Annotated in this window: 21 protein-coding genes; 8 read left to right on the forward strand and 13 right to left on the reverse strand. The window is 62.7% G+C overall.

Going from position 1 to position 21,958, the window contains the following annotated elements:
• Position 1: 1 nt before the first annotated feature.
• Genes BLS48_RS07190 through BLS48_RS07200 form a run of 3 tightly spaced genes read left to right on the forward strand, consistent with a single transcriptional unit; the run spans position 2 to position 4,798 of the window.
• A complete protein-coding gene (locus BLS48_RS07190; RefSeq protein ID WP_091576350.1) occupies positions 2-1,294 on the forward strand; it encodes a M16 family metallopeptidase in 1,293 nt (430 codons plus the stop codon).
• A 15-nt stretch (positions 1,295-1,309) separates the two neighbouring features.
• Positions 1,310-1,906, forward strand: coding sequence for a GNAT family N-acetyltransferase (locus BLS48_RS07195; RefSeq protein WP_091576351.1), 597 nt, complete (start codon positions 1,310-1,312; stop codon positions 1,904-1,906).
• Between the two features lie 3 nt (positions 1,907-1,909).
• A complete protein-coding gene (locus tag BLS48_RS07200; RefSeq protein WP_091576353.1) occupies positions 1,910-4,798 on the forward strand; it encodes an EAL domain-containing protein in 2,889 nt (962 codons plus the stop codon).
• A 19-nt stretch (positions 4,799-4,817) separates the two neighbouring features.
• Here BLS48_RS07200 and BLS48_RS07205 read toward each other — a convergent pair whose 3' ends face one another.
• Positions 4,818-5,426, reverse strand: coding sequence for a YqgE/AlgH family protein (locus BLS48_RS07205; RefSeq protein WP_091576862.1), 609 nt, complete (start codon positions 5,424-5,426; stop codon positions 4,818-4,820).
• A 169-nt stretch (positions 5,427-5,595) separates the two neighbouring features.
• Between BLS48_RS07205 and BLS48_RS07210 the strand changes: the two genes are divergently transcribed.
• The 3 genes from BLS48_RS07210 to BLS48_RS07220 all read left to right on the forward strand — a co-directional run bounded on the left by BLS48_RS07210 (position 5,596) and on the right by BLS48_RS07220 (position 7,542).
• Complete coding sequence (locus tag BLS48_RS07210) at positions 5,596-6,402, forward strand: protein-disulfide reductase DsbD domain-containing protein (protein WP_091576355.1); 807 nt, start codon at positions 5,596-5,598, stop codon at positions 6,400-6,402.
• Positions 6,403-6,486: 84 nt separating this feature from the next.
• On the forward strand, positions 6,487-6,969 hold the full coding sequence (locus BLS48_RS07215) for a peroxiredoxin (protein WP_091576356.1): 483 nt from the start codon (positions 6,487-6,489) through the stop codon (positions 6,967-6,969).
• 93 nt (positions 6,970-7,062) lie between these two features.
• The gene (locus tag BLS48_RS07220) at positions 7,063-7,542 is read left to right on the forward strand and encodes a DUF2938 domain-containing protein (RefSeq protein WP_091576358.1); all 480 of its coding nucleotides are present in this window, start codon (positions 7,063-7,065) and stop codon (positions 7,540-7,542) included.
• 120 nt (positions 7,543-7,662) lie between these two features.
• On the opposite strand, the gene rnhA is transcribed toward BLS48_RS07220, so the two are convergent.
• The 11 genes from rnhA to coxB all read right to left on the reverse strand — a co-directional run bounded on the left by rnhA (position 7,663) and on the right by coxB (position 16,903).
• Positions 7,663-8,193 (reverse strand): ribonuclease HI, encoded by a 531-nt coding sequence (gene rnhA, locus BLS48_RS07225; RefSeq protein WP_091576360.1) that lies wholly within the window; start codon positions 8,191-8,193, stop codon positions 7,663-7,665.
• The gene (locus BLS48_RS07230; protein WP_091576361.1) at positions 8,190-9,152 is read right to left on the reverse strand and encodes a homoserine kinase; all 963 of its coding nucleotides are present in this window, start codon (positions 9,150-9,152) and stop codon (positions 8,190-8,192) included. Before BLS48_RS07230 ends, rnhA begins: the two co-directional genes overlap by 4 nt.
• Before the next feature lie 5 nt (positions 9,153-9,157).
• Positions 9,158-10,168, reverse strand: a complete 1,011-nt coding sequence (ispH, locus tag BLS48_RS07235) for a 4-hydroxy-3-methylbut-2-enyl diphosphate reductase (protein WP_091576363.1) — start codon at positions 10,166-10,168, stop codon at positions 9,158-9,160.
• An 88-nt stretch (positions 10,169-10,256) separates the two neighbouring features.
• Positions 10,257-11,012: an SURF1 family protein gene (locus BLS48_RS07240; protein WP_167364987.1), complete on the reverse strand. Its 756-nt coding sequence runs from the start codon at positions 11,010-11,012 to the stop codon at positions 10,257-10,259.
• Positions 11,009-11,395, reverse strand: a complete 387-nt coding sequence (locus tag BLS48_RS07245; protein ID WP_091576364.1) for a DUF983 domain-containing protein — start codon at positions 11,393-11,395, stop codon at positions 11,009-11,011. The genes BLS48_RS07240 and BLS48_RS07245 overlap by 4 nt, the downstream gene beginning before the upstream one ends.
• 235 nt (positions 11,396-11,630) lie before the next feature.
• Positions 11,631-12,512, reverse strand: a complete 882-nt coding sequence (locus BLS48_RS07250; protein ID WP_091576366.1) for a cytochrome c oxidase subunit 3 — start codon at positions 12,510-12,512, stop codon at positions 11,631-11,633.
• Position 12,513: 1 nt separating this feature from the next.
• Positions 12,514-13,146: a cytochrome c oxidase assembly protein gene (locus BLS48_RS07255; protein ID WP_091576368.1), complete on the reverse strand. Its 633-nt coding sequence runs from the start codon at positions 13,144-13,146 to the stop codon at positions 12,514-12,516.
• Positions 13,146-13,304: a hypothetical protein gene (locus BLS48_RS07260; protein WP_091576369.1), complete on the reverse strand. Its 159-nt coding sequence runs from the start codon at positions 13,302-13,304 to the stop codon at positions 13,146-13,148. Before BLS48_RS07260 ends, BLS48_RS07255 begins: the two co-directional genes overlap by 1 nt.
• A 2-nt stretch (positions 13,305-13,306) precedes the next feature.
• Complete coding sequence (locus tag BLS48_RS07265) at positions 13,307-14,251, reverse strand: heme o synthase (protein ID WP_091576371.1); 945 nt, start codon at positions 14,249-14,251, stop codon at positions 13,307-13,309.
• A gap of 77 nt (positions 14,252-14,328) precedes the next feature.
• Positions 14,329-15,981 carry a cytochrome c oxidase subunit I gene (ctaD, locus tag BLS48_RS07270; RefSeq protein WP_091576372.1) on the reverse strand — a complete coding sequence of 551 codons (1,653 nt, stop codon included), beginning with the start codon at positions 15,979-15,981 and terminating at the stop codon, positions 14,329-14,331.
• 37 nt (positions 15,982-16,018) lie between these two features.
• On the reverse strand, positions 16,019-16,903 hold the full coding sequence (gene coxB / locus BLS48_RS07275) for a cytochrome c oxidase subunit II (RefSeq protein WP_425284660.1): 885 nt from the start codon (positions 16,901-16,903) through the stop codon (positions 16,019-16,021).
• A gap of 375 nt (positions 16,904-17,278) precedes the next feature.
• Here coxB and BLS48_RS07280 point away from each other — a divergent pair, with 375 nt between their 5' ends.
• A complete protein-coding gene (locus tag BLS48_RS07280; protein WP_091576376.1) occupies positions 17,279-17,839 on the forward strand; it encodes an invasion associated locus B family protein in 561 nt (186 codons plus the stop codon).
• A 124-nt stretch (positions 17,840-17,963) separates the two neighbouring features.
• On the forward strand, positions 17,964-19,376 hold the full coding sequence (tldD, locus tag BLS48_RS07285; RefSeq protein ID WP_091576866.1) for a metalloprotease TldD: 1,413 nt from the start codon (positions 17,964-17,966) through the stop codon (positions 19,374-19,376).
• Between the two features lie 44 nt (positions 19,377-19,420).
• Here the strand turns inward: tldD and BLS48_RS07290 are convergent, their stop codons facing one another.
• Positions 19,421-21,811 carry a caspase family protein gene (locus BLS48_RS07290; RefSeq protein WP_091576378.1) on the reverse strand — a complete coding sequence of 797 codons (2,391 nt, stop codon included), beginning with the start codon at positions 21,809-21,811 and terminating at the stop codon, positions 19,421-19,423.
• Between the last annotated feature and the right edge of the window lie 147 nt (positions 21,812-21,958).

The following is a 21,958-nucleotide window of genomic DNA, read 5'->3' on the forward strand; positions in this document are numbered from 1 at the left end:
TATGGGTGTTGAGGTAAGCCGTCTGTCGAACGGCCTGACAGTCGCCACCGAAACCCTTCAAAGCATCGAATCGGTTGCCCTTGGTGCCTGGGTCAAGTCCGGTGCCCGCAATGAGCGTGACGAAGAGCATGGCATGGCCCATCTGCTCGAACACATGGCGTTCAAGGGGACGAAGCGGCGAAGCGCCTTCGAAATCGCCTCGGAAATCGAGGATGTCGGTGGTGAGATCAATGCGGCCACCAGTGTCGAGACCACCTCCTACTATGCGCGGGTGCTTTCCGACGACGTGCCGCTGGCTGTCGACATCCTTGCCGACATCCTGCAGGAATCCGAGTTCGACCCGCAGGAACTCGAACGCGAGCAGCACGTGATCCTGCAGGAGATCGGCGCCGCACACGACACACCCGACGACATCGTCTTCGACCGTTTCACCGAGACGGCGTTTCGCCATCAGACGATCGGTCGCTCGATCCTGGGCACGCCCGAGACCGTCAAATCCTTCACCTCGAAGCAGTTGCACGATTTCATCGAACGGCAATATGGCGCCGAGCGCATGGTGATCGTGGCCGCCGGCGACATCAAGCACGACAATTTCGTGCGCGAGGTCGAAAAGCACCTCGGTGGCTTCCGCAGCAAGGCCGACAGCACCATCCCGCAATATGCGCAATATGTCGGTGGCGACTTCCGCGAGGATCGCGACCTGATGGACGCGCAGATCGTGCTGGGCTTCGAGGGCCGCGCCTATCACGTGCGCGACTTCTATGCCTCGCAGGTGCTGTCGATGATTCTCGGCGGCGGCATGTCGTCGCGTCTTTTCCAGGAAGTCCGTGAGAAACGCGGCCTGTGCTATTCGGTCTATGCCTTCCACTGGGGTTTTTCCGACACCGGCATCTTCGGCGTCCATGCCGCGACCGGCCAGAGCGACATCGCCGAACTGGTGCCTGTCATCATCGACGAATTGCAGAAGGCCGGCGAGAACATCCTGCAGGAAGAACTTGACCGGGCGCGCGCCCAATATCGCGCCGGGCTGATCATGTCCGCCGAAAGCCCGGCCAGCCGCGCCTCGCAGATCGCACGGCAGATGCTTCTGTTCGGCCGGCCGATCGGCAAGGAGGAACTGATGGAGCGGCTGTCGGCGCTGACGGTCCAACGGCTGACCGATCTGTCGTCGCGGCTGTTCTCGACCAAGCCGACGCTTACCGCGGTCGGGCCTGTGGGTACGCTGGCACCATACGAGGCGATCCTCGATTCGCTTGCGGGCACGCAGACCACGGCCCGCAAGCTCGCCGTCTAAGCCCCTCAAAGCGTCGTGTTCGCACTCCCTTTCTTTCGCCGTGACCTGCCGGCACTGAAGGGTGACCGCGTCACGCTGCGTGTGCCGTTCACGAATGACTACCGCGAATGGGCGGTGCTGCGCGGCGAGAGCCGCGCCTTCCTGGAGCCATGGGAGCCGCGCTGGACCCCCGATGAACTCGACCGTACGGCATGGCGGCTGCGCATCAGCCGCTACCGCGAAGACTATGCCCAGGGAACCGCGATCGCCTTCTTCATCTTCGAGAAGAGCAGCGGCAAGCTGGCGGGCGGCATAACGCTCGGCAACATACGCCACGGCGTTTCGCAGAGCGGTCACGTCGGCTACTGGATCGGAGAGCGCTTTGGCGGCCGTGGCCTGATGACCGACGCTGTCAAGGTGGTGGCGCGCTTCGCCTTCGATACGCTGAGGTTGCACCGGATCGAGGCGGCCTGTATTCCCGACAACGCCCGGTCGATCCGCGTGCTTGAAAAAGCCGGATTCCGGCGCGAAGGACTTCTGCGATCCTATCTCCGGATCAACGGCATCTGGCAGGACCACTACCTCTACGCCCGGATCGCGGACGATCCGCCGGGCGCTGGAACGAAGGACTGATTTTTGACGAATTTCCTGCGAAACGGGCCGCTGTTCGCCTTTGTCCTCGCGACAATCCTGGCGCTGTGCGCGGCATCGTCGGCTTTCGCCGTCGAGCCGATCAAGATTGCCCGCGACGACGTCGCGCTCGACCTGTCGGGCGCCGTCGAGATCTACCGGAACCAGGGCGAGAATTTCCAGGTGTCGACCGCTCCCGGACCGGACGGCATCGTGCGGCGTATCGAGGTCGAGGCCAATGACGCGCGATCGACCGGCGACTGGGCGGTGTTCGCGCTTGCCAACACCACCGATCAGCAGCTCGACAGGCTGATCGTCGCGCCGCATTTCCGCTTGGTGAATTCCGGCATCTTCTGGCCGGATCTCGGCTCGACCCGCATCGCCGCCATCACGCCGAGCGAAGGCTTCGCGCTCGATCGTCAGACCAGCCCCGACGCCGACGTGTTCCGGGTGACGCTGAACCCTGGCACGGTGATCACCTTCATCGCCGAACTTGCCTCGCCGAAGCTGCCGCAGGTCTATCTGTGGGATCCGGAATCCTACAAGGACTCGGTCAATTCCTACACGCTGTTCCGTGGCATCGTCATCGGCATCGCAGGCCTGTTGGCGCTGTTCCTGACTATCCTTTTCGTGGTCAAGGGGACGTCGATGTTCCCGGCGACGGCAGCGCTTGCCTGGGCGGTGCTGGCCTATATCTGCGTCGATTTCGGCTTCCTCAACAAGATCATAGAGATTTCGCCGGGCAATGAGCAGATGTGGCGAGCGGGAACGGAGGTGGCGCTGGCGGGAACCTTCGTGGTGTTCCTGTTCGCCTATCTCAACCTCAACCGATGGCACGGCCATTTCAGCTATGGGGCACTGGTCTGGATCCTTGGCCTGGTGCTGATCGCGGGTGTGGCCATCATCGATCCGGCGGTCGCTGCCGGCATCGCCCGCATCTCGTTTGCCGCGACCGCGCTGACCGGGCTCGGCCTGATCATCTTCCTCGGCATACGCGGCTATGATCGCGCCATCATGCTGGTGCCCAGTTGGGTCATGGTGCTGCTGTGGCTATGCGGGTCGTGGATGGCGATCACCGGCATGCTCGACAACGATATCGCCCAGCCCGCGCTAGGCGGCGGGTTGATCCTGATCATCCTCTTGATCGGCTTCACCGTCATGCAGCACGCCTTTGCTGGCGGCGCGCTGCACCAGGGCCTGTTCTCCGACCTCGAACGGCAGGCGCTGGCTGTCGCCGGGTCGGGCGACACGGTGTGGGACTGGGATGTGCTGCGCGATCGCGTCGTCACCAAGCCCGATGTCAGCATCCAGCTTGGGCTGGCGCCCAACAGCCTTGGAGGTGCTGCCCGCAACTGGCTGCCGGTGCTGCATGCCGACGACCGTGACACCTTCCGCACGACGCTCGACGTCGTGCTGGAACATCGGCGCGGCCGGGTGTCGCAGAACTTCCGCCTGCGCGGCGCCGACGGCCACTATCACTGGTTTTCGCTGCGCGCACGGCCGGTCATCGGATCCGACGGCGAGGTCATCCGCTGCGTCGGCACCATGGTCGACGTCACCGAGCAGAAGAAGTCCGAGGAACGGCTGTTGCACGACGCCGTGCACGACAACCTGACCGGCCTGCCGAACCGCGAACTCTTGATGAACCGGCTGGAAGCGATCATCTCGATCGCACGCACCGAGGAGAAGGTGCGCCCGACCGTCTTCGTCATCGACATCGACCGTTTCAAGCAGGTCAATGACGGGCTCGGCATCTCGGCCGGCGACACCATCCTGCTGACCATTGCGCGTCGCCTGCACCGGCTGCTCAAACCGAAGGATTCGCTGTCGCGCTTTGCCGGCGACCAGTTCGCGCTGATGCTGCTTTCCGAACAGGACCCGGCCCGCATCGCCGCTGTCGCCGACGCCATCAAGCATGCCATCAACAACCCGATCACCTTCGCCAAGCGCGAGATCGTGCTGACGGCGTCGATCGGCTTGATCACCTGGAACTCGCCGCAGATGTCGGCGGAGGACATGGTCAAGGATGCCGAGCTCGCCATGCATCAGGCCAAGCGCTTCGGCGGCGACAGGATCGAGCCGTTCCGGCCGGCCTTCCGCACCGTCGGCACCGATCGGCTGCAGTTCGAATCCGACCTGCGGCGCGCCATCGAACGGCGTGAATTCACGCTTGCCTACCAGCCGATCGTGCGGCTGGAGGATGGCAGCGTCGCCGGCTTCGAAGCCTTGCTGCGCTGGGATCATCCGCGCCGCGGCATGATCCCGCCGGCGGATTTCATCCCGGTCGCCGAAAGCTGCGGGCTCATTGTGCAGCTCGGGTTATTCGCCATGCAGCAGGCGGCCGAGGACCTTGCCGGATGGCAAAAGCAGATCGGCGACGCGCCGCTGTCGGTGTCGGTCAACCTGTCGAGCCGCCAGCTCATCCGCCGCGACCTGGTCAGCGACGTCCGCTCCGTCATCGCGCGGGCCAATCTGAAGCCGCGCTGCTTCCGGCTCGAACTCACTGAATCGCTGGTGATGGACAATCCCGAGCAGACCGCCCACGTGCTGACCAAGCTGAAGCAGCTCGGCATCGGCCTGTCGCTGGACGATTTCGGCACCGGCTATTCCTCACTGGCCTATCTGACGCGCTTCCCCTTCGACACCATCAAGATCGACAAGAGCTTCGTCGACGACAACACGCCCAAACGCGCGGTGCTGCTCAAATCCATGGTCAACATGGCGCATGAGCTTGGCCTGTCGGTGGTCGCCGAGGGCATTTCGGACGAAAGCGACGCGCTGGAACTGCGCCAGATGGGCTGTGAATATGTTCAGAGCTTCATGTTCGGCGCCCCGATGCCGGGCGACCAGGTGCTGAAGACGCTGAAGGAGCAGTATCCGCTGACGCAAGCCTGAGATCAAGGCTTGCCTGGGTTCAGGCGTGCCCGGCGGCGAGGCTCAGATGGGCCAGATCGATGCCGATCGAGGCAAGGATCCGGTCGTATTTGCGCTCTATGTCGGTGTCGAACAGAAGCTCGGCGTTGGCCGGGCAGGTCAGCCAGCCATTTTCGGCGATCTCGGTCTCCAGTTGGCCGGCGCCCCAGCCCGAATAGCCAAGCGCCATCAGCGCGTGACGGGGGCCGCGGCCCGACGATATGGCACGCAATATGTCGACGGTGGCGGTCAGGCAGATGTCGTCCGAGACGGTCAGCGACGATTCCACCCGATAGTCGCCCGAATGCAGGACAAAGCCCCGGCTGCGGTCGACCGGCCCGCCATTGCGCACGACGAAATCACGAGCCTGCGCCGGCAAGCGGATCGCCTCCTGTTCGTTCATGATGCCCAGTTGCACCAGCAAATCCGGAAACAGCATCTGCTGTGTCTGGTTGATGATCAGGCCCATGGCGCCTTCATCGCTGTGCGCGCAGACATAGATGACCGAGCGCGTGAAACGGTCGTCCTTCATGCCGGGCATGGCAATCAGGAACTGGTCATCGAGAAAGCCGCGGCTGGCGGCTGTCTTCTTGTGGCGCAGCAAGTCCATGGCGAGAGGGTAACGCGTTTCCAGAGCGCCGAAAAGATGTACCGTGCGGGATTCGACCAAAGCCCATGCCGCCGGCTCGAGCATTCTTCCGCTCGAGGTCACGCAAATATGATATCGGCAACACCATGAAAACATTGCGCGGCCACGAACGGACGATCAAATCACCGCCATGCAAAGCTTGAAAATCCTGCTGCTCGGCGCCGCGATCGGATTGGCAACCGCTCTTCCCGCCGCCGCCTCCTCGTCGGCGTGGTACAATAGTGAAGGCGGCAAGGTCCGGCTGGTGACGACCGGCAAACCCGATGATGCCGGTCGCATCCAGGGTGTTCTCGACATAGCGCTCAAACCCGGCTGGAAGACCTACTGGCGCGACCCGGGCGACGCGGGTGTGCCGCCACAGCTCGACATTTCGGCCAGCACCAACATCGCCGAGGCCAGGCTTTCCTTCCCGGCACCGCAGCGTCACGACGACGGCTATGGTAAATGGGCGGGCTACGACTACCCGGTTTCGCTGCCGGTGGTGTTCACCCTGTCGGCGGCGAAGGATCCAGCCGTCATCGACGCCGACATTTTTCTCGGTATTTGTGAAACGATCTGTATCCCCGTGCAGACGCGGCTGACTGTCGACCCAGCCTCAGACCCGGACAATGCCGACGACGCGGCGCTGGTGAAGGCGGGTTTCACAGCACTGCCGTCGCCCGCAAGGCCGGATTTCGGCATCAACGTCCTGCCCGGCGACCACGAAACGCTGATTGTCGAGGCGAGCTTCCCCGGCGATCCGCAAGCAGCGGATTTCTTTGTTGCCGGTGAGCGGGATTACATGTTCGGCTCTCCTGTCCGCAGTGAAAAGGACGGCAAGCTGATTTTCACCGTGCCGATCCTCGACCGCCCTTCGACGACGCCCACCGATGGCGGACTTCATTACACGCTGACGAGTTCGGCCGGGGCGGTCGAAGGGCTTCTGCCTTTCCCTTGATCCAGTCTGCTCAAACGATTGCAGGAAGCCGCTGAGTTCGCTACGCAAGCAAACATCCTTCCCCATCCCCCAAGCGAGGAACTCATGACCATTTCCGTTGGCGACAAGCTGCCCGAGGTGACCTTCAAGACGATGACCGCCGACGGCGCGAAGGCGATCACTTCGGCCGAGATTTTCTCCGGCAAGAAGGTCGTGCTGTTCGGCGTCCCCGGCGCCTTCACGCCGACCTGCAGCAACAACCACCTGCCCGGCTATCTCGAAAACCATGACGCCCTTCTGGCACGCGGCGTCGATACGATCGCCGTCGTTTCGGTCAACGACGTTCACGTCATGGGCGCCTGGGCGCGCTTCACCGGCGGGGAGGGCAAGATCCTCTATCTCGCCGACGGCAGTGGTGATTTCGCCAAGGCGGTCGGCCTCGACAACGACCTTTCCGCAGGCGGCATGGGGCTGCGCTCGAAGCGTTTTTCGATGATCGTCGAGGATGGCAAGGTGACGGCGCTCAATGTCGAGACCAAGCCAGGTGTCGACGAAAGCGGCGCGGCTCATATTCTCGGACAGCTCTGAACCTCAGCGACAGCGCCGGGCCTGGGGTACCGCCCAGACCTGACGTTTGCGCTTGCACTCCAGAACTGCCTGCTTTTGGGGGGACCTCAAACGATGTCTGATATCTTCTGGCGCGCGATCGCGATCGGCATCGGCGCTACGGCGCTGATGGATATCTGGGCGATTTTCCTGAACACCGTGTTTGCCCGGCCGCGTTCGAACTGGGGACTGGTCGGTCGCTGGGTCTGGCATCTCAGGGAAGGCAAGGTCTTTCACGACGATATCGGCGATGCCGCGCCCTACGCGCATGAGACAGCGCTGGGCTGGGCCTTTCACTATTTTGTCGGCATCGTTTACGGCATCGTCCTGGTGCTGCTGGCTGGAACGGCCTGGCTGGCGGCGCCGACATTCCTGCCGGCCTTCATCCTGGGCCTCGTCACCGTCGGCGCCGGCTGGTTCCTGCTGGCGCCGGGCATGGGCGCTGGCTGGGCGGCTTCAAAGCGGCCCAATCCCACGCAAATCCGGGCGCTCAACCTCGTTTCGCACACCGTGTTCGCGCTCGGGCTTTACGGCACGGCGCTGTTGATCCGCTAGAGCAATTCCAGGAAAAGTGTGAAACGGTTTTCCGTTCGGAATTGCGTCAAAACAAAGAGTTAGAGCGGTTTGCCGTTTCCGTGAAATGGTGAACAGCTCTAAAGTGGCGGCCGAATTCGCTCAATAGCTCCGGGTCGAGCGCCGCGCCTTTGCCACCGTCGGCCGCTTTGCCTGTGTTGCTGGCTTCGGCGCCGCGGCAGGCCTGACCGGGCCTTTCTTGAACGGCGCCATGCCTTCGCGCGCGAGTTCGTCGGCGCGCTCGTTCTCGCTATGGCCGGCATGGCCCTTGACCCAGTTCCAGGTGACCTTGTGGCGCCGGTTGGCTTCATCCAGCGCCTGCCACAGCTCACCGTTCTTGACCGGTTTCTTGTCGGCGGTCTTCCAGCCGTTCTTCTTCCAGCCGTGGATCCACTTGGAAATGCCGTCCATGACATATTTGCTGTCGGTATGAAGGTCGACCGTGCAAGGCTCCTTCAGCGCATTCAGCGCCGATATGGCCGCGAGAAGTTCCATGCGGTTGTTGGTCGTCTCGGCCTCGCCGCCGGAAAGCTCCTTGGTGGTGCCGTTGAAGCGCAGGATCGCGCCCCAGCCGCCGGGGCCGGGATTGCCCGAACAAGCGCCGTCGGTGAAGATCTCAACCTGTTTGCTCATGCCAATCCATATTCCGAAGGAGATCTGATCGCCCGATGGAACCGCATCCTGCGGATATACTCGGTCGGGTCGCGTTTCATCACCAGCCCGCCATCGGGAACGGTCAGCCAGTCGTAGAGCCGGGTCAGCATGAAACGCAGCGCCGAACCGCGCGCCAGTATCGGCAGTGCCGCCTTCTCCTGGTCGCTCAAGGGACGCACGCTCTGATAGCTGGCAAGCAACGCCCTGCCCTTGGTGAGGTTGAAGGAAAAATCCTTCTCGAAGCACCAGGCGTTGAGACAGGTGGCGACATCATAGGCGTAGAGATCGTTGCAGGCGAAATAGAAGTCGATGAGGCCGGAGAGTTTTTCGCCGAGGAAAAAGACGTTGTCCGGGAAAAGATCGGCATGGATGATGCCCTGGGGAAGGTTCTTCGGCCAGTTGCGCTCGAAATCGGCGAAGTCGGCATCGACCTCGGCCGCCAAGCCTGGCTCAACCTCGTCGGCTCGCTCGTGGGACGCATTCCAAAGCTTGCGCCAGCCGTCGATTGCGAGCGCATTCGGACGGGTCATCGGAAAATCGGCGCCGGCCAGATGCAGGGCCGCCAGCGCCTTGCCGACCTCGGCGCAATGCGTTGAAGTCGGCCGCCGCAGTGAAAGCCCTTCGAGGAAGGTGATGATGACGGCTGGCCGGCCGGCGAGCGTGCCGATGACGCTGCCATCATGCGCGGTCACGGGCAGCGGGCAGGACACCCCCTTTTTGGCGAGATGACCCATCAGGCCCAGGAAAAATGGCAGATCCGCCTTCTCGACGCGCTTTTCATAGAGCGTCAGGATGTAGGAGCCGCTTGAGGTGTGCAGCAGGAAGTTCGAGTTCTCGGTGCCTTCGGCGATGCCCTTGTAGGACAGGAGATCGCCGACAGGATAGCGCTGCAGGAATGCGCCGAGTTCGCCTTCCGCAACATCGGTGTAAACCGCCATTCGCTTTACGCGGCTCCATTGACGAAGGCCATGTCGGCCCGCGTCAGTTCGACGTCGCGCAATACCCGCATGACCGGAAAATCCTCCGTTTCCGTGGCCGTGATGGCCAGGTCGATCGTGACATCGAAGCGCTGGCGGAACGCGTCGATGATCTCGTCGACGATGATTTCGGGCGCCGACGCGCCGGCCGACAGGCCGAGCGTCGAGATGCCGGCGATGTCATTCCACGGAATCTCGGCGGCGCGCTGCACGAGAAGCGACATCGAGGCGCCGGCACGCTCCGCCACTTCGACAAGACGCCGCGAATTGGATGAATTGGGCGCACCGACGATCAGGTAGAGATCGGCGCCGGCCGCGGTTTCCTTGACCGCTTCCTGGCGGTTGGTGGTGGCGTAGCAGATTGATTCCGCGGCCGGGGCTTGCAGGTCTGGAAAGCGATCCTGCAAGGCGCGGACGATGCCGGCGGTGTCCTCCACCGACAGGGTGGTCTGGGTAACGAAGCCGAGCGCGCGCGGATCGGCCGGCGCAAGCTTCGCGGCGTCGGCTTCGGTCTCGACCAGCGTCACCGCTCCCTCCGGCAGCTGGCCCATCGTGCCGATCACCTCGGGGTGTCCGGCATGACCGATAAGCAGCACATGACGGCCAAGCCGCTGGTGGCGCATCGCCTGCTTGTGGACCTTCGACACCAGCGGGCAAGTGGCGTCGAGATAGAAGAGGTTGCGCGCCTGGGCATCGGCCGGCACCGATTTCGGCACGCCATGCGCCGAGAACACGACCGGGCTCTGGCGATGTTCCGCCGGAATCTCGGAGAGCTCTTCGATGAAGACCGCGCCAAGGCTTTGCAGCCCCTCGACGACATAGCGGTTGTGCACGATCTCGTGGCGGACATAGACCGGCGCACCATATTTCTTCAACGCCAACACGACGATCTGGATGGCACGGTCGACACCGGCGCAGAAACCGCGCGGCTGGCAGAGCCGGATCGTCAGAGGAGGCTTGGTGGTTGTCTGAAGCATGAATCCGGGCCGGTTGATCAGAGCCGAAATGAGGTGCGTACCCCCGCCCTGTCAAGGGCGTCGGTAGAAAGGGGGGCGTCGGTCGCGTTCATTCCTCTTTCACGGGTCGGCGAAGCCGCAGGATGAGCACGGCGGCGAGTGCCGCGGCAAGCCCGTACCAGGTCACCGCATATTGCAGATGGCTGTTCGGCAGGTCGATGATGGTGACGCCGCCGACCGGCAGCCCGCCGGGATTGGGCGCCTTGTCGGCGTCGATGAAGATCGGCACCAGCGTGGCGCCCGCCGGCAGCCCGGCGCTCGCCGCCATCGCGTCGCGGTCCTTCCAGTAGAAGATGTTTTTCGCCACGTCATTGTCGGGAAGCATCATCGACGGCTTTGCCGGCAGCGGGTTGCGGGCGAGCCCTGATATCGTCACCTTCCCCGGCACCTGCCCTTGCGAACGCTTGGCTGCATCTTTCAGGTCGTAAGGCACGAAGCCGCGATTGATCAGGACGAAGCGGCCGTCGCCGAGGGCGAGCGGTGTGTAGACGTTGAAGCCGGCTTCACTTTCCCACGTAGCATAGAAGTGCCGTTCGCCCGAATGCAGGAAGGTGCCGGTGACGGTCACAGGCGTATAGTCGACGTCCCCGGTGGAGGCGAACTCTTTCTCAACTTCGGCCAGCGGCCGTGGCGCCGAATGGGTGCGCTGGTCGATGGTCTGGAGAAGACTTTCCTTCCAGTGCAGTCTCTGCACCTGCCAGGTGCCAAGCGCCAGCAGGATCAGCAGCAGCACCAGGCCGAGGCCGAGCAGCAATGCGGTCCTTGGCCGCGCACGGCCGCCACCTTTCACGGACGCCTCGCTCATTCACCGCGATCCAGCCGGCCCTCGGCGGCCTTGTTGCGGTATTGCAGGGTGAGCAACACGCCCTTGATCAGCCGGAGCGCCGTCAGGCACAGCACGACGGCCAGTGGGATCCACAGCAGCAGATGCAGCCAGAGCGGCGGGCTCAGCGTGACTTCCACCCAGAGCGCCAGGCCGACGATCAGAAAGCCTATGATCAGGATGACGAAGACCGCCGGCCCGTCACCGGCATCGGCATAGGAATAATCGAGGCCGCAATTGGAACAGCGCTTGCCGACGGTGAGGAAGCCGGAAAACAATCGCCCCTCGCCGCAGCGCGGGCAGCGGCCGTGCAGGCCGGCCGAAATCGGATCGATCGGAGGCCAGATCGCCTTGTCGTCGCTCATTGTCTACCACTCGATCTCGATGGTGAGCCATCGGCCGCCATCGCCCAGTTCTCGTCCATGCCCGGAATCCGTAACCGCAATGCAGCCATCGGTCCAGTCGACCAATTGAAGCAGCCAGCCCACAAGCCGAAACCATTTGGTCGAGCTATGGACCGTACCGACCGGCGATCATTGCGCTGAAAAGAAAAAGGCGGCCGCGTCGACGCGGCCGCCTCCTTGTTTCCTCAGACCGGTATCAGTGGCCTTCGATCACCGCGCCGACCGATCCCCAGACGTAGATCGATGCGAACAGGAACAGCCAGACCACGTCGACGAAGTGCCAATACCAGGCTGCGGCCTCGAAGCCGAAATGCTGCTTGGGGGTGAAATCGCCCTTCATTGCCCTGATCAGGCAGACCAGCAGGAAGATGGTGCCGATGATGACATGGAAACCATGGAAGCCGGTGGCCATGAAGAAGGTGGCGCCGTAGATGGAATCCTTGAAGGCGAACGGCGCATGCATGTACTCGTAGGCCTGCACCATGGTGAACAGCATGCCGAGGCCGACAGTCAGTGCGAGACCGTTGATCAGCCCTTTGCGATCGCCATGGATGAGCGAGTGGTGCGCCCAGGTAACCGTGGTGCCCGACAGGAGCAGAATGACGGTGTTGTAGAGCGGCAGGTGGAAAGGATCGAGAACCTCCATGCCCTTCGGCGGCCAGACACCACCGGTGAACGCGGTACGAGCGTAATTCTGAACCTCGCTGGGGAACAGGCTGGCATCGAAAAAAGCCCAGAACCAGGCGACGAAGAACATCACCTCCGAGGCAATGAACATGATCATGCCGTAGCGCAGGTGGAGCGATACCACCCGCGTGTGATGGCCCTCATGCGCTTCCTTGATCGTATCCGACCACCAGGCGAACATGGTGTAGAGGACGATTGCCATGCCGATGAAGAACAGCCACGGATTGGCGATGTTGAAGCCGAAGATCGGGAAGTTGCCCGCCTTGAGATACTGCATCAGGCAGACGCCACCGATCGCGGTCACCAACGCGCCGATGGACCCCAGGAAAGGCCATGGGCTCGGGTCTACGAGATGGTAGTCATGGTGTGGTTTTGCGTGCGCGTCTGCCATATCAACCCCCGAGATTTGCTTCGGTATTCGAAATTATCTTGCTGCTGCCTTTGACCGGCACCGATGATGCAACCGGCTTGCTCTTCTCGACCGGGAACATCGTATAGGACAGAGTGATCGTCTTCACGTCCTTCAGTTCCGGCACGTTCACAATATCGGGATCCACATAGAACACGACCGGCATGTCCAGCGTCTGGCCGGGCTTCAGCGTCGTATCGGTAAAGCAGAAGCACTCGACCTTGTTGAAGTAGGGGCCGGCGAGTTCCGGCTGCACATTGAAGGTGGCCCGGCCGGTAACGGGGCGATCGAACTTGTTGATGGCCTGGTACTGCGCTTGCACCGTCTCGCCGATCTTCATCGTCATAGACCGTTGGACCGGCTGGAATTGCCACGGCACGCCGGCAATGTTGGCATCGAAGCGGACGGTGATGTCGCGGTCGAGCACGCGGCCGGCATATTGCTTCTCGGCACGTTGCGTCTTACCGCCATAGCCGGTCGCCTGGCAGAACATCTTGTAAAGCGGCACCGCGGCATAGGCCATGCCGATCATGCCGGTGAAGAAAACAAGGCAGACCGCCGCGACCATGACGTTGCCATTGTTCCTGCCCGGTCTTTTGTACGTTTCGACGCTCATCACATCGTGCCCAGGTTGTGGCCGAACTTGACGATCGTGGCGATATAGAAAATGACGACCAGCACGGCTAAAGCCAGGCCGATGGCGACGGAACGGTTGCGCCTGGCTTTCCTCTGACGCTCGGTCAATGTGACCAGCTCGAGCTTTTCTTCGATCATGGTCATGCTCCACCCATGGCAAGGACACGCTCGACGACGCTGTCGGCAAGATAGGCGGCGAAGATGGCGAAGAGATAGAGAAGCGAATAGGCGAACAAGGCCTTGGCCGGCTTCATCACGCGGTCGCCGTCGGCCATCGCCAGCACCTTCCACGAGTACCAGACAAAACCAGCGCCGAGCAGCACTGCGGCCACGCCATAGACGGGCGTGGTGTAGCCAAGCAGCCATGGCAGCACGCCAACCGGGGCCAGCACCAGCGCGTAGGCGAAGATCTGACGGCGGGTTGAAGCCTGGCCGGCGACATTCGGCATCATCGGAATGCCGGCACGTTCGTAATCTTCCGACTTGAACAGCGCCAGCGCCCAGAAATGCGGCGGCGTCCAGAGGAAGATGATCAGGAACAGGATCAGGCTTTCGAGGCTGACCGTTCCGGTCACCGCTGCCCAGCCAATGACCGGCGGAATGGCGCCGGCAGCCCCGCCGATGACGATGTTCTGCGGCGTCCAGCGCTTCAGCCACATCGTGTAAACGACGGCGTAGAAGAAGATGGTGAAGGCAAGCAGCGTCGCCGACAGCCAGTTGACCAGAACGCCCAGCGTCATCACCGACAGCACCGACAGCACCAGGCCGAAGCTCAGCGCCTCGCCGGGCCGAATGCGACCGGCCGGGACCGGCCGGCTCGCGGTCCTGGTCATCACGGCATCGATGTCGGCGTCATACCACATGTTAAGCGCGCCCGACGCGCCGGCGCCGATGGCGATCGACAGGATGGCGATCACCGCCAGCAGCGGGTTGATGGTCACGGGTGCGGCGACCAGTCCGACAAAGGCGGTGAACACCACCAGCGACATGACGCGCGGCTTCAGCAGGGCGAAGAAATCGCCTGCCGTCGCTTCCGACATGCGAAAGCCCGCTTCGTCAATCAATTGGTCGTCGACAAGGGCCATGCGTACTTAGGTCCATCATTCCGTTTGGCCAAAACCGCCGGCGGACCGGCGGTTTCGATTCCATGCAGGCTGCCGCCTTACTTGATCTTCGGCAGCTGCTCCCACTGGTGGAAAGGCGGCGGCGAAGGCAGCTGCCATTCCAGTGTCGTCGCTCCCTCACCCCACGGATTGGCACCGGCCACCCGCTTCTTCTGGAAGGCTTCGAACACACCGTAGAGGAAGATCACGACGCCGACGGCCGAGATATACGAACCGTACGAGGACACCATGTTCCAGCCCGCGAATGCGTCCGGATAGTCGATGGTGCGGCGCGGCATGCCGGCCAGGCCGAGGAAGTGCTGCGGGAAGAAGATCAGGTTGACGCCGACGAACGTGACCCAGAAGTGGGTGTTGGCGATAACCGGCGAGTACATGTAGCCGGTCATCTTCGGGAACCAGTAGTACCAGCCGGCGAAGATGGCGAAGACCGCACCCAACGACAGCACGTAGTGGAAGTGCGCGATCACGAAATAGGTGTCATGCAACGAGCGGTCGAGGCCGGCATTGGCCAGCTGGACGCCGGTGACGCCACCAATCGTGAACAGGAAGATGAAGCCCAACGCCCACAGCATCGGCGGCTTGAACGAAATCGACCCGCCCCACATCGTGGCGATCCAGGAGAAGATCTTCACGCCCGTCGGCACCGCGATGACCATGGTGGCGAAGACGAAATAGCGCTGCGTGTCGAGCGACAGGCCGGTCGTATACATGTGATGCGCCCAGACGATGAAGCCCACCGCGCCGATCGCCACCATGGCATAGGCCATGCCCAGATAGCCGAACACCGGCTTCTTCGAGAAGGTCGAGACGATGTGGCTGATGATGCCAAAGCCCGGCAGGATCAGGATGTACACTTCCGGGTGACCGAAGAACCAGAACAGGTGCTGGAACAGGATCGGGTCGCCCCCGCCGTCCGGTGCGAAGAAGGTCGTTCCGAAGTTGCGGTCGGTCAAGAGCATGGTGATGCCGCCGGCAAGCACCGGAAGCGACAACAGCAGCAGGAATGCGGTGACCAGCACCGACCATGCAAACAGTGGCATCTTGTGCAGCGTCATGCCGGGAGCGCGCATGTTGAAGATGGTGGTGATGAAGTTGATGGCGCCGAGGATCGACGACGCGCCGGCAATGTGGATCGACAGGATCGCCAGATCCATCGCCGGTCCAGGCTGGCCCGAGGTCGAAAGCGGCGGATAGAGCGTCCAACCGCCGCCGACGCCAAAGGCGCCCGGCGCGCTCGGCACGAACATCGAGGTGAGCAGCAGGATGAAGGCTGGCGGCAGCAGCCAGAAGGAAATGTTGTTCATGCGCGGGAACGCCATGTCGGGCGCGCCAATCATGATCGGAACCATCCAGTTGGCAAAACCGCCGATCAGCGCCGGCATGACCATGAAGAAGATCATGATCAGGGCGTGCGCGGTGGCGAAAGCATTGTACATGCTCTTGCCGCCGTCGATCGCGGCATCACCGTTCATGCCGTAGACCATCTGCGCGAGGCCACTGAAAATCTGGATGCCCGGCTCCTGCAGCTCCATGCGGATAGCCACGGACAGGGCGCCACCGATGATGCCGGCGAAGATCGCGAAGATCAGATAGAGCGTCCCGATGTCCTTGTGGTTGGTCGAATAAACCCAGCGGACCCAGCCGTGATAAGGCTTGTGGTCGTGCCCGTCGTGAGCTGCAGCGTCTGCCATGTTCCGCTCCGTTCCCTGATCTTTTCTGGCCGCGGCGTCAGTTGCCGGCGACCGCTACCTTGTTCTGGCCGTCGACCTCAGCCATCAGCGCCTTGTTGGCGCCGGGCAGATTGGTTTTGGCTGCTGCCAGCCAGCTGTTGAATTGTGCGTCGGACACCACGCGGATGGCGATCGGCATGAAAGCATGATCCTTGCCGCAGAGCTGCGAGCACTGGCCGTAGTAGAGGCCTTCCTTCTCCGCCTTGAACCAGGTCTCGTTGGTGCGACCTGGGACCGCGTCCATCTTGATGCCGAACGACGGCATGGCGAAGGAGTGGATCACGTCGGTAGCGGTCACCAGCACGCGGGTCATGGTATTGACCGGCACAACCATCTCGTTGTCAACGGCAAGCAGGCGGGGATAGACCTTGCGATCTTCCTTGCCGGCAGCCGCCCGGTCCGCGTCCTGGAGGACCGCGGAATTGAAGGAAAGCGTGCTCCCGGTCTGGTATTCGTAGTCCCAGTTCCACTGGTTGCCAGTCGCCTTGACTGTCAGCTTGGCTTCTTCCGGCGGCGTGTATTGCGCCGTCAAAAGCTGGAACGAAGGTATGGCGAGGCAGAGCAGGACGACGACCGGACCAACAGTCCAGACCACCTCGATCAGCGTGTTGTGGCTGGTCTTCGAGGGGACCGGGTTTGCACTCGCGCGGAATCTCACGATGCAGTAAGCGAGAAGAAGCAGCACCAGGACGGTGATCGGGACGATGAACCACATCGTGTAGTTTCCGAACCATTCGATCTGCCGCATAATGTCGGTAGCCGGCGCCTGGAAGGTCGTCTCCCATGCCACAGGCTGGTCGGCATGGGCGGGTGTGCCGGCGAAAAACGTGGCAGCGGCCCCAGCACTTGCTAGAAACTTGGCGCTTGCTAGGAATTTTCTCATCGCCCTCATCGTCTCCCAGTTCCTCGCGGTTGCGGTGCGAGAATATCGAACAATGCCGGGACGGGAATCCCGACAGTCTCAAGCTGGTTCAAACCATACTCTTTTTCCCTCCGCAAGAAAGGAGCGGACGAAACCGTGCGGCATTTTTGCGCGCAAGCCAGGATGAGCCCTTGAAGGCAGCAGCGGTGGCCCCGAATCGCGTATGTTCGGCCAATGGCCGCATTCTTGCGGGCCCTGCGTAGCGGACGTCGCAATTCGGGCGAAATTGGCTAGGAAAAGCGCCGTGTTGGCTTTTTCGGGGCAGACCGGTTGCGGTCTCATCCTTTACTTGGCTTTGGCGCGGCTTAAAGTGCCGTGATTCGCAATGGAGCCGTCATGAACTCTTGGCTTTCGAGACTTGGGCTTTCGAGAACCTTGGCGAAGGTCAGCTTTCTCGCCGCCTTGTCCGTGATGGGCTTGTCTGCAATCGGCTTGTCCGGCATCAGCCAGGCCAATGCCGCGCAGCCGAGCGGCACTGTCCGCTCGACGCATGGCGCGTGGTCGATCATCTGCGACACGCCGGCCGGCGCCACCTCGGAACAATGCGTGATGATGCAGAACGTCGTCGCCGAGGATCGCCCGGAGATGGGGCTCTCGGTCGTCGTGCTGCGCACCGCCGACAACAAGGCGGAGATCCTGCGCGTGCTGGCGCCGCTGGGCGTGCTTCTGCCCAACGGGCTCGGCCTCAATGTCGACGGCAAGGATATCGGTCGCGCCTATTTCGTGCGCTGCTTCCAGGACGGCTGCTACGCCGAGGTCATTCTCGAAAAGCCGCTGCTCGACACGTTGAAGACCGGCACATCGGCCACTTTCATCGTCTTCCAGACCCCGGAAGAAGGTATCGGCATTCCGGTCGACCTCAAGGGTTTCGCCGACGGTTTCGCCGCCCTGCCCTGAGCAGTTCTCTTCCTGAGGGACATGTTTGCACGGACGCGCGTGCACCATCGCTTTGCCGCAGCGCATTGCCGAAACGCCCGGTCGCGCCTACATCGGCAAAAGAAATCTTCTCCAGGGATGCGCCATGAACAGCCTGATAGGCCAATTTGACATTTCCGACGACCGCATCAAGCAGATCGTCGCCGACACCATCAATGGCGCCGACGACGGCGAGTTGTTCCTCGAATACAGCGAGAGCGAGGCGCTGATGTTCGACAATGGCCGACTGAAGACCGCCAACTTCAACACGGACCAGGGCTTTGGCCTGCGTGCCGTTGCCGGCGAAGCCAGCGGCTATGCCCATTCCAGCGATCTTTCGGAAGCCTCGTTGCTGCGCGCGGCCGATGCCGTGTCCACCGTCAAGGGCGGCTATTCCGGCACGCTTGCCGCGGCCCCCGCCCGTACCAATCGCCATCTCTATGGAGACGAGAACCCAATCCCCTCGCCTTCCTTCGAGGTCAAGGCGAAGCTGCTGCAGGAAATCGACGCCTGGCTGCGCGCCGAGGACCCGCGCGTCCGCCAGGTTTCGGCATCGCTCGCAGCCTCCTGGCAGCATGTCGAAATCGTGCGCGCCGACGGCCAGGTGGTGCGCGATATCCGGCCGTTGGTCCGGATCAACGTCTCTGTCGTCGTCGGCAATGGCGACCGCCAGGAGAGTGGCTCCTACGGCATGGGCGGACGCAAGGCTTTCGGCGACTTTCTCGTCGAGGACAGCTGGAAGCACGCCGCCAAGGAGGCGCTCAGGCAAGCGCTGGTCAACCTCGAGGCCATTCCGGCGCCGGCCGGGACCTTCGACATCGTGCTGTCGAGTGGATGGCCGGGCGTCATGCTGCACGAGGCCGTCGGCCATGGCCTCGAAGGCGACTTCAACCGCAAGAAGACCTCGGCCTTCGCCGGCCTGCTGGGTCAGCAGGTCGCCGCCAAGGGCGTCAGCGTCGTCGACGACGGCACCATGCCCGAGCGGCGCGGCTCGCTCACCGTCGACGACGAAGGCACGCCTTCGGCCCGTAATGTACTGATCGATGACGGCAAACTGGTCGGCTACATGCAGGATCGCCAGAACGCCCGGCTGATGGGCATGAAGGCCACCGGCAACGGCCGGCGCGAAGGCTATGCGCACCAGCCGATGCCGCGCATGACCAACACCTACATGACGGCGGGCGACATGGAGCCGGACGAGATCATCGCCTCGGTCAAGAACGGCATCTATGCCGTCTCCTTCGGCGGCGGCCAGGTCGACATCACCTCGGGCAAATTCGTGTTCGGTTGCACCGAGGCCTACATGATCGAGAACGGCAAGGTGACGCAGCCGATCAAGGGCGCCATGCTGATCGGCAACGGGCCGGATGCCATGCACCGCGTTTCGATGGTCGGCAACGACATGAAGCTCGATACCGGCATCGGCATGTGCGGCAAGGCCGGACAGGGCGTCCCGGTCGGTGTCGGCCAGCCGCATCTCAGGATGAACCAGATGACAGTCGGCGGCACGCGGGTTTGAGCGTCACGACATGAAGGAAGGCCGGCGCATTTCCGCCTTCCCGCCTACTGCTTGCACGGAGGCTCGCCCGGGTGTCCGCAGGCAGGTTTCTTGTTGCCTTGCGGCGGCTGCGGATTGGGCTGTTGCAACAGACGCCGCTCCTGGACCTGGGGCTTGGGCTGAGCATGGAACTCCGGCTTCTGCGGCTTTGAGAACATCTGCACGTTCGGCTTTTCCTGCAGCTTGAGCTGGCGCTGCGGATTCTCGTTAGGCTTGTTGACCTTGAAGTTCCGCTGGACGTTGACTTGCGGGCCGGTGGAACCTCCTCCGCCGTTCTGCAGCTTGCGGAACTTCTTGTTCCTGTTTCCTAAGGCCTGATCGCTCGGTCCGGCAACGGCCTGGCCGGCGGACAGATTCTTGCGCGTCAGCTTCTTCGGCTTGCCGCCACCCTGGTCAGAGAAGACAGCTGGATTGTTCTTCTTGAGCTTTTCCCGCGCGCTCAGGCCCTGCCCGGCCGGTGCACCGTTGACGGTCGGCAGCTTGCGGAACTTGCCTTTCTTGCCCTGCCCATCGCCGACTCCGTTCTGCTGCCCATTTCCCTGTCCGGTAACGGCAGCGCCGGCATTTCCCGTGGCCTGCTGGTTGCCGCCCAAGGTGCCTTGCTTGCCACGCAGCTTCTTGGACTTGTTGTTGGGTAGATTCTGGCCGTTGAGCACCGGCGGTTTGCCGTTGACGAGTGGCAGCGTCTTGCCGTTTGCTCCCGGCAGAGTGTGATCAGTTGAGAGCGTCTTCGACAGCCGCTTTGCGCCGCCGGGCTGCTGGCCTTGCGCCGCACCCTGGCCGAGCTTGCCCAGAGCGGCAGGGTTCCGGTCAGAGAGCACGGCCTTCTTCTGCAGCAGCGGCGGCAGCGCCACCTTGGTCGCGATCGCGGCCGCGCCCACTCCAACCGCGGCGCCGGTCAGCTTCTGGCCGGTGGTGAGGCCACCGCCATTGCCCTGCCCTGCCTGATTGTTCTCGTTATTGATCGTCGTGTTGTTGATGACGGTCGTGTTGTGGATGTTTTTGAAGATGATGTTGTCGGGCGGCGGCACGATGTTGTGCGGCGGGTTGACCCACACCGGCACCGGCACGAAGACCGGCACCGGCAGAACAAAGATATCGACTGCCGGCCGCGGCGGCGCCAACACGATGAAATCCGGCGGAGGCGGCGGCAGGAAGATCACCGCGACAGGCGGCGGTGGCTCGAAGTCGAAATCGGGATCGTCGAAATAGAGAACGGGCCGGTCGACATAGATGATCTCTTCCGGTGATGGCGGCGGCACGTCGTAGTCATAGACGGTAAAATCCTCCGGCGGCTCCAGCGCTGCGTCGAAATGCTCCAGCCGGCGGCGGGCATCCCAGGCGTGCGGGCCATGCGGATATCGATCGAGGTAGGACCAGTAGGCCTCCGGCGTGTCCCGGAGCCAGGTTTCGCGCCAAGTGATCGCTTCGCGCCGAGCAGCTATGATGGCCCGCACGCGCTTGGCCATTGGATCGTGCGGGTAGGCGCCGACGAAATCCTCGTAACCGCGGAGCGTGTCGCGGTCGAGGGCCGCGACATAGGCGTCGTGGGCGTCGAAGTCGCGGATCTCTCTGGTCCGGTTGGCTTGGGACTCAGCCTCCGAGACCTTGGGCGCGGGCGCGTCCGGAGCGCGGTCGAAGAAGACGAAGGGCGCCGTGATCTTCGAGGCGCTCCACGGAACTTCCGCGCCCTGGGTCACCTCGTTGACGCGCAAGCGTGTGCGATCGAAAACATCGTCAAGCGGCAGGCCGCCTTCGCGCATCATCTCGGCTAGCGCCTGTGCGTAGGCGCCGTACGGGCCCTTGCCCTCCGGCGCGACGGTCCCCGGAGCGGCATTGAATGCAACAAGCATGTTCGGATCGGGATCGACCAGTGCGAGACCTCCGGCCAGCGGCTGGTTCGTCTGCGGGAATGCATTCGGCCGCGCCGCATCGAGCACGACGATGTTGACCTTCGTCGGTAGTCCAGCCAGCGACTTGGAGACATCGGAGAGCCGCATCCCCTGAAGCGGGACGTCGGTTGGATTGGCGATCTGGGCATCGACGGGCAAGAAGTAATTCTCGCCTTCGAACTGCACGCCATGGCCGGCGAGATAGATGAAGACGACCGCGTCGGGACCGGCGGCAGAAACCTTGCCGAGGAAATCCCGCAACGCGCCGCGCAGCGATTCCTGGTCGACGTCGCGGGCACCGACCACATCGAACCCTGCCGCCTGCAAGGTCTGCGCGATCAGCCCGGCATCATTGGCGGGCGTCGCCAGCGCACCCGACGGATAGGCGGCATTGCCGATGACGAAAGCGAGGCGTTTTTCACCTTGCGCGAGGGCACCCGTCGCGGAAGCGGCCACGAAAATGACGAGCAGGAAGAAGCCGAGGAATTTCTGGAGCGTCCGCATTTCTGGCCACCATGTCAAGCAAACGGTGATGGAGCAGGATGGTTCCCTCCTCCAGTGATTCCGAAATAGACGGACGCAAAGGGGGCGGCTTTGCGGCGCGATTTCGGCAAGCCCGCCCGACGCGGAAAACTCAAGAAGATGTGATCG

Source organism: Mesorhizobium qingshengii, assembly GCF_900103325.1.
Classification (GTDB): Bacteria; Pseudomonadota; Alphaproteobacteria; order Rhizobiales; family Rhizobiaceae; genus Mesorhizobium; species Mesorhizobium qingshengii.

Coding starts and splice junctions, on each gene's coding strand:
- BLS48_RS07190 (WP_091576350.1), top strand. CDS start 2: ATGGGTGTTGAGGTAAGCCGTCTGTCGAACGGCCTGACAGTCGCCACC.
- BLS48_RS07205 (WP_091576862.1), bottom strand. CDS start 5,426: ATGGACTTGCTGCGCCACAAGAAGACAGCCGCCAGCCGCGGCTTTCTC.
- BLS48_RS07210 (WP_091576355.1), top strand. CDS start 5,596: ATGCAAAGCTTGAAAATCCTGCTGCTCGGCGCCGCGATCGGATTGGCA.
- BLS48_RS07215 (WP_091576356.1), top strand. CDS start 6,487: ATGACCATTTCCGTTGGCGACAAGCTGCCCGAGGTGACCTTCAAGACG.
- BLS48_RS07220 (WP_091576358.1), top strand. CDS start 7,063: ATGTCTGATATCTTCTGGCGCGCGATCGCGATCGGCATCGGCGCTACG.
- rnhA (WP_091576360.1), bottom strand. CDS start 8,193: ATGAGCAAACAGGTTGAGATCTTCACCGACGGCGCTTGTTCGGGCAAT.
- BLS48_RS07230 (WP_091576361.1), bottom strand. CDS start 9,152: ATGGCGGTTTACACCGATGTTGCGGAAGGCGAACTCGGCGCATTCCTG.
- ispH (WP_091576363.1), bottom strand. CDS start 10,168: ATGCTTCAGACAACCACCAAGCCTCCTCTGACGATCCGGCTCTGCCAG.
- BLS48_RS07240 (WP_167364987.1), bottom strand. CDS start 11,012: ATGAGCGAGGCGTCCGTGAAAGGTGGCGGCCGTGCGCGGCCAAGGACC.
- BLS48_RS07245 (WP_091576364.1), bottom strand. CDS start 11,395: ATGAGCGACGACAAGGCGATCTGGCCTCCGATCGATCCGATTTCGGCC.
- BLS48_RS07250 (WP_091576366.1), bottom strand. CDS start 12,512: ATGGCAGACGCGCACGCAAAACCACACCATGACTACCATCTCGTAGAC.
- BLS48_RS07255 (WP_091576368.1), bottom strand. CDS start 13,146: ATGAGCGTCGAAACGTACAAAAGACCGGGCAGGAACAATGGCAACGTC.
- BLS48_RS07260 (WP_091576369.1), bottom strand. CDS start 13,304: ATGATCGAAGAAAAGCTCGAGCTGGTCACATTGACCGAGCGTCAGAGG.
- BLS48_RS07265 (WP_091576371.1), bottom strand. CDS start 14,251: ATGGCCCTTGTCGACGACCAATTGATTGACGAAGCGGGCTTTCGCATG.
- ctaD (WP_091576372.1), bottom strand. CDS start 15,981: ATGGCAGACGCTGCAGCTCACGACGGGCACGACCACAAGCCTTATCAC.
- coxB (WP_425284660.1), bottom strand. CDS start 16,903: ATGAGAAAATTCCTAGCAAGCGCCAAGTTTCTAGCAAGTGCTGGGGCC.
- BLS48_RS07280 (WP_091576376.1), top strand. CDS start 17,279: ATGAACTCTTGGCTTTCGAGACTTGGGCTTTCGAGAACCTTGGCGAAG.
- tldD (WP_091576866.1), top strand. CDS start 17,964: ATGAACAGCCTGATAGGCCAATTTGACATTTCCGACGACCGCATCAAG.
- BLS48_RS07290 (WP_091576378.1), bottom strand. CDS start 21,811: ATGCGGACGCTCCAGAAATTCCTCGGCTTCTTCCTGCTCGTCATTTTC.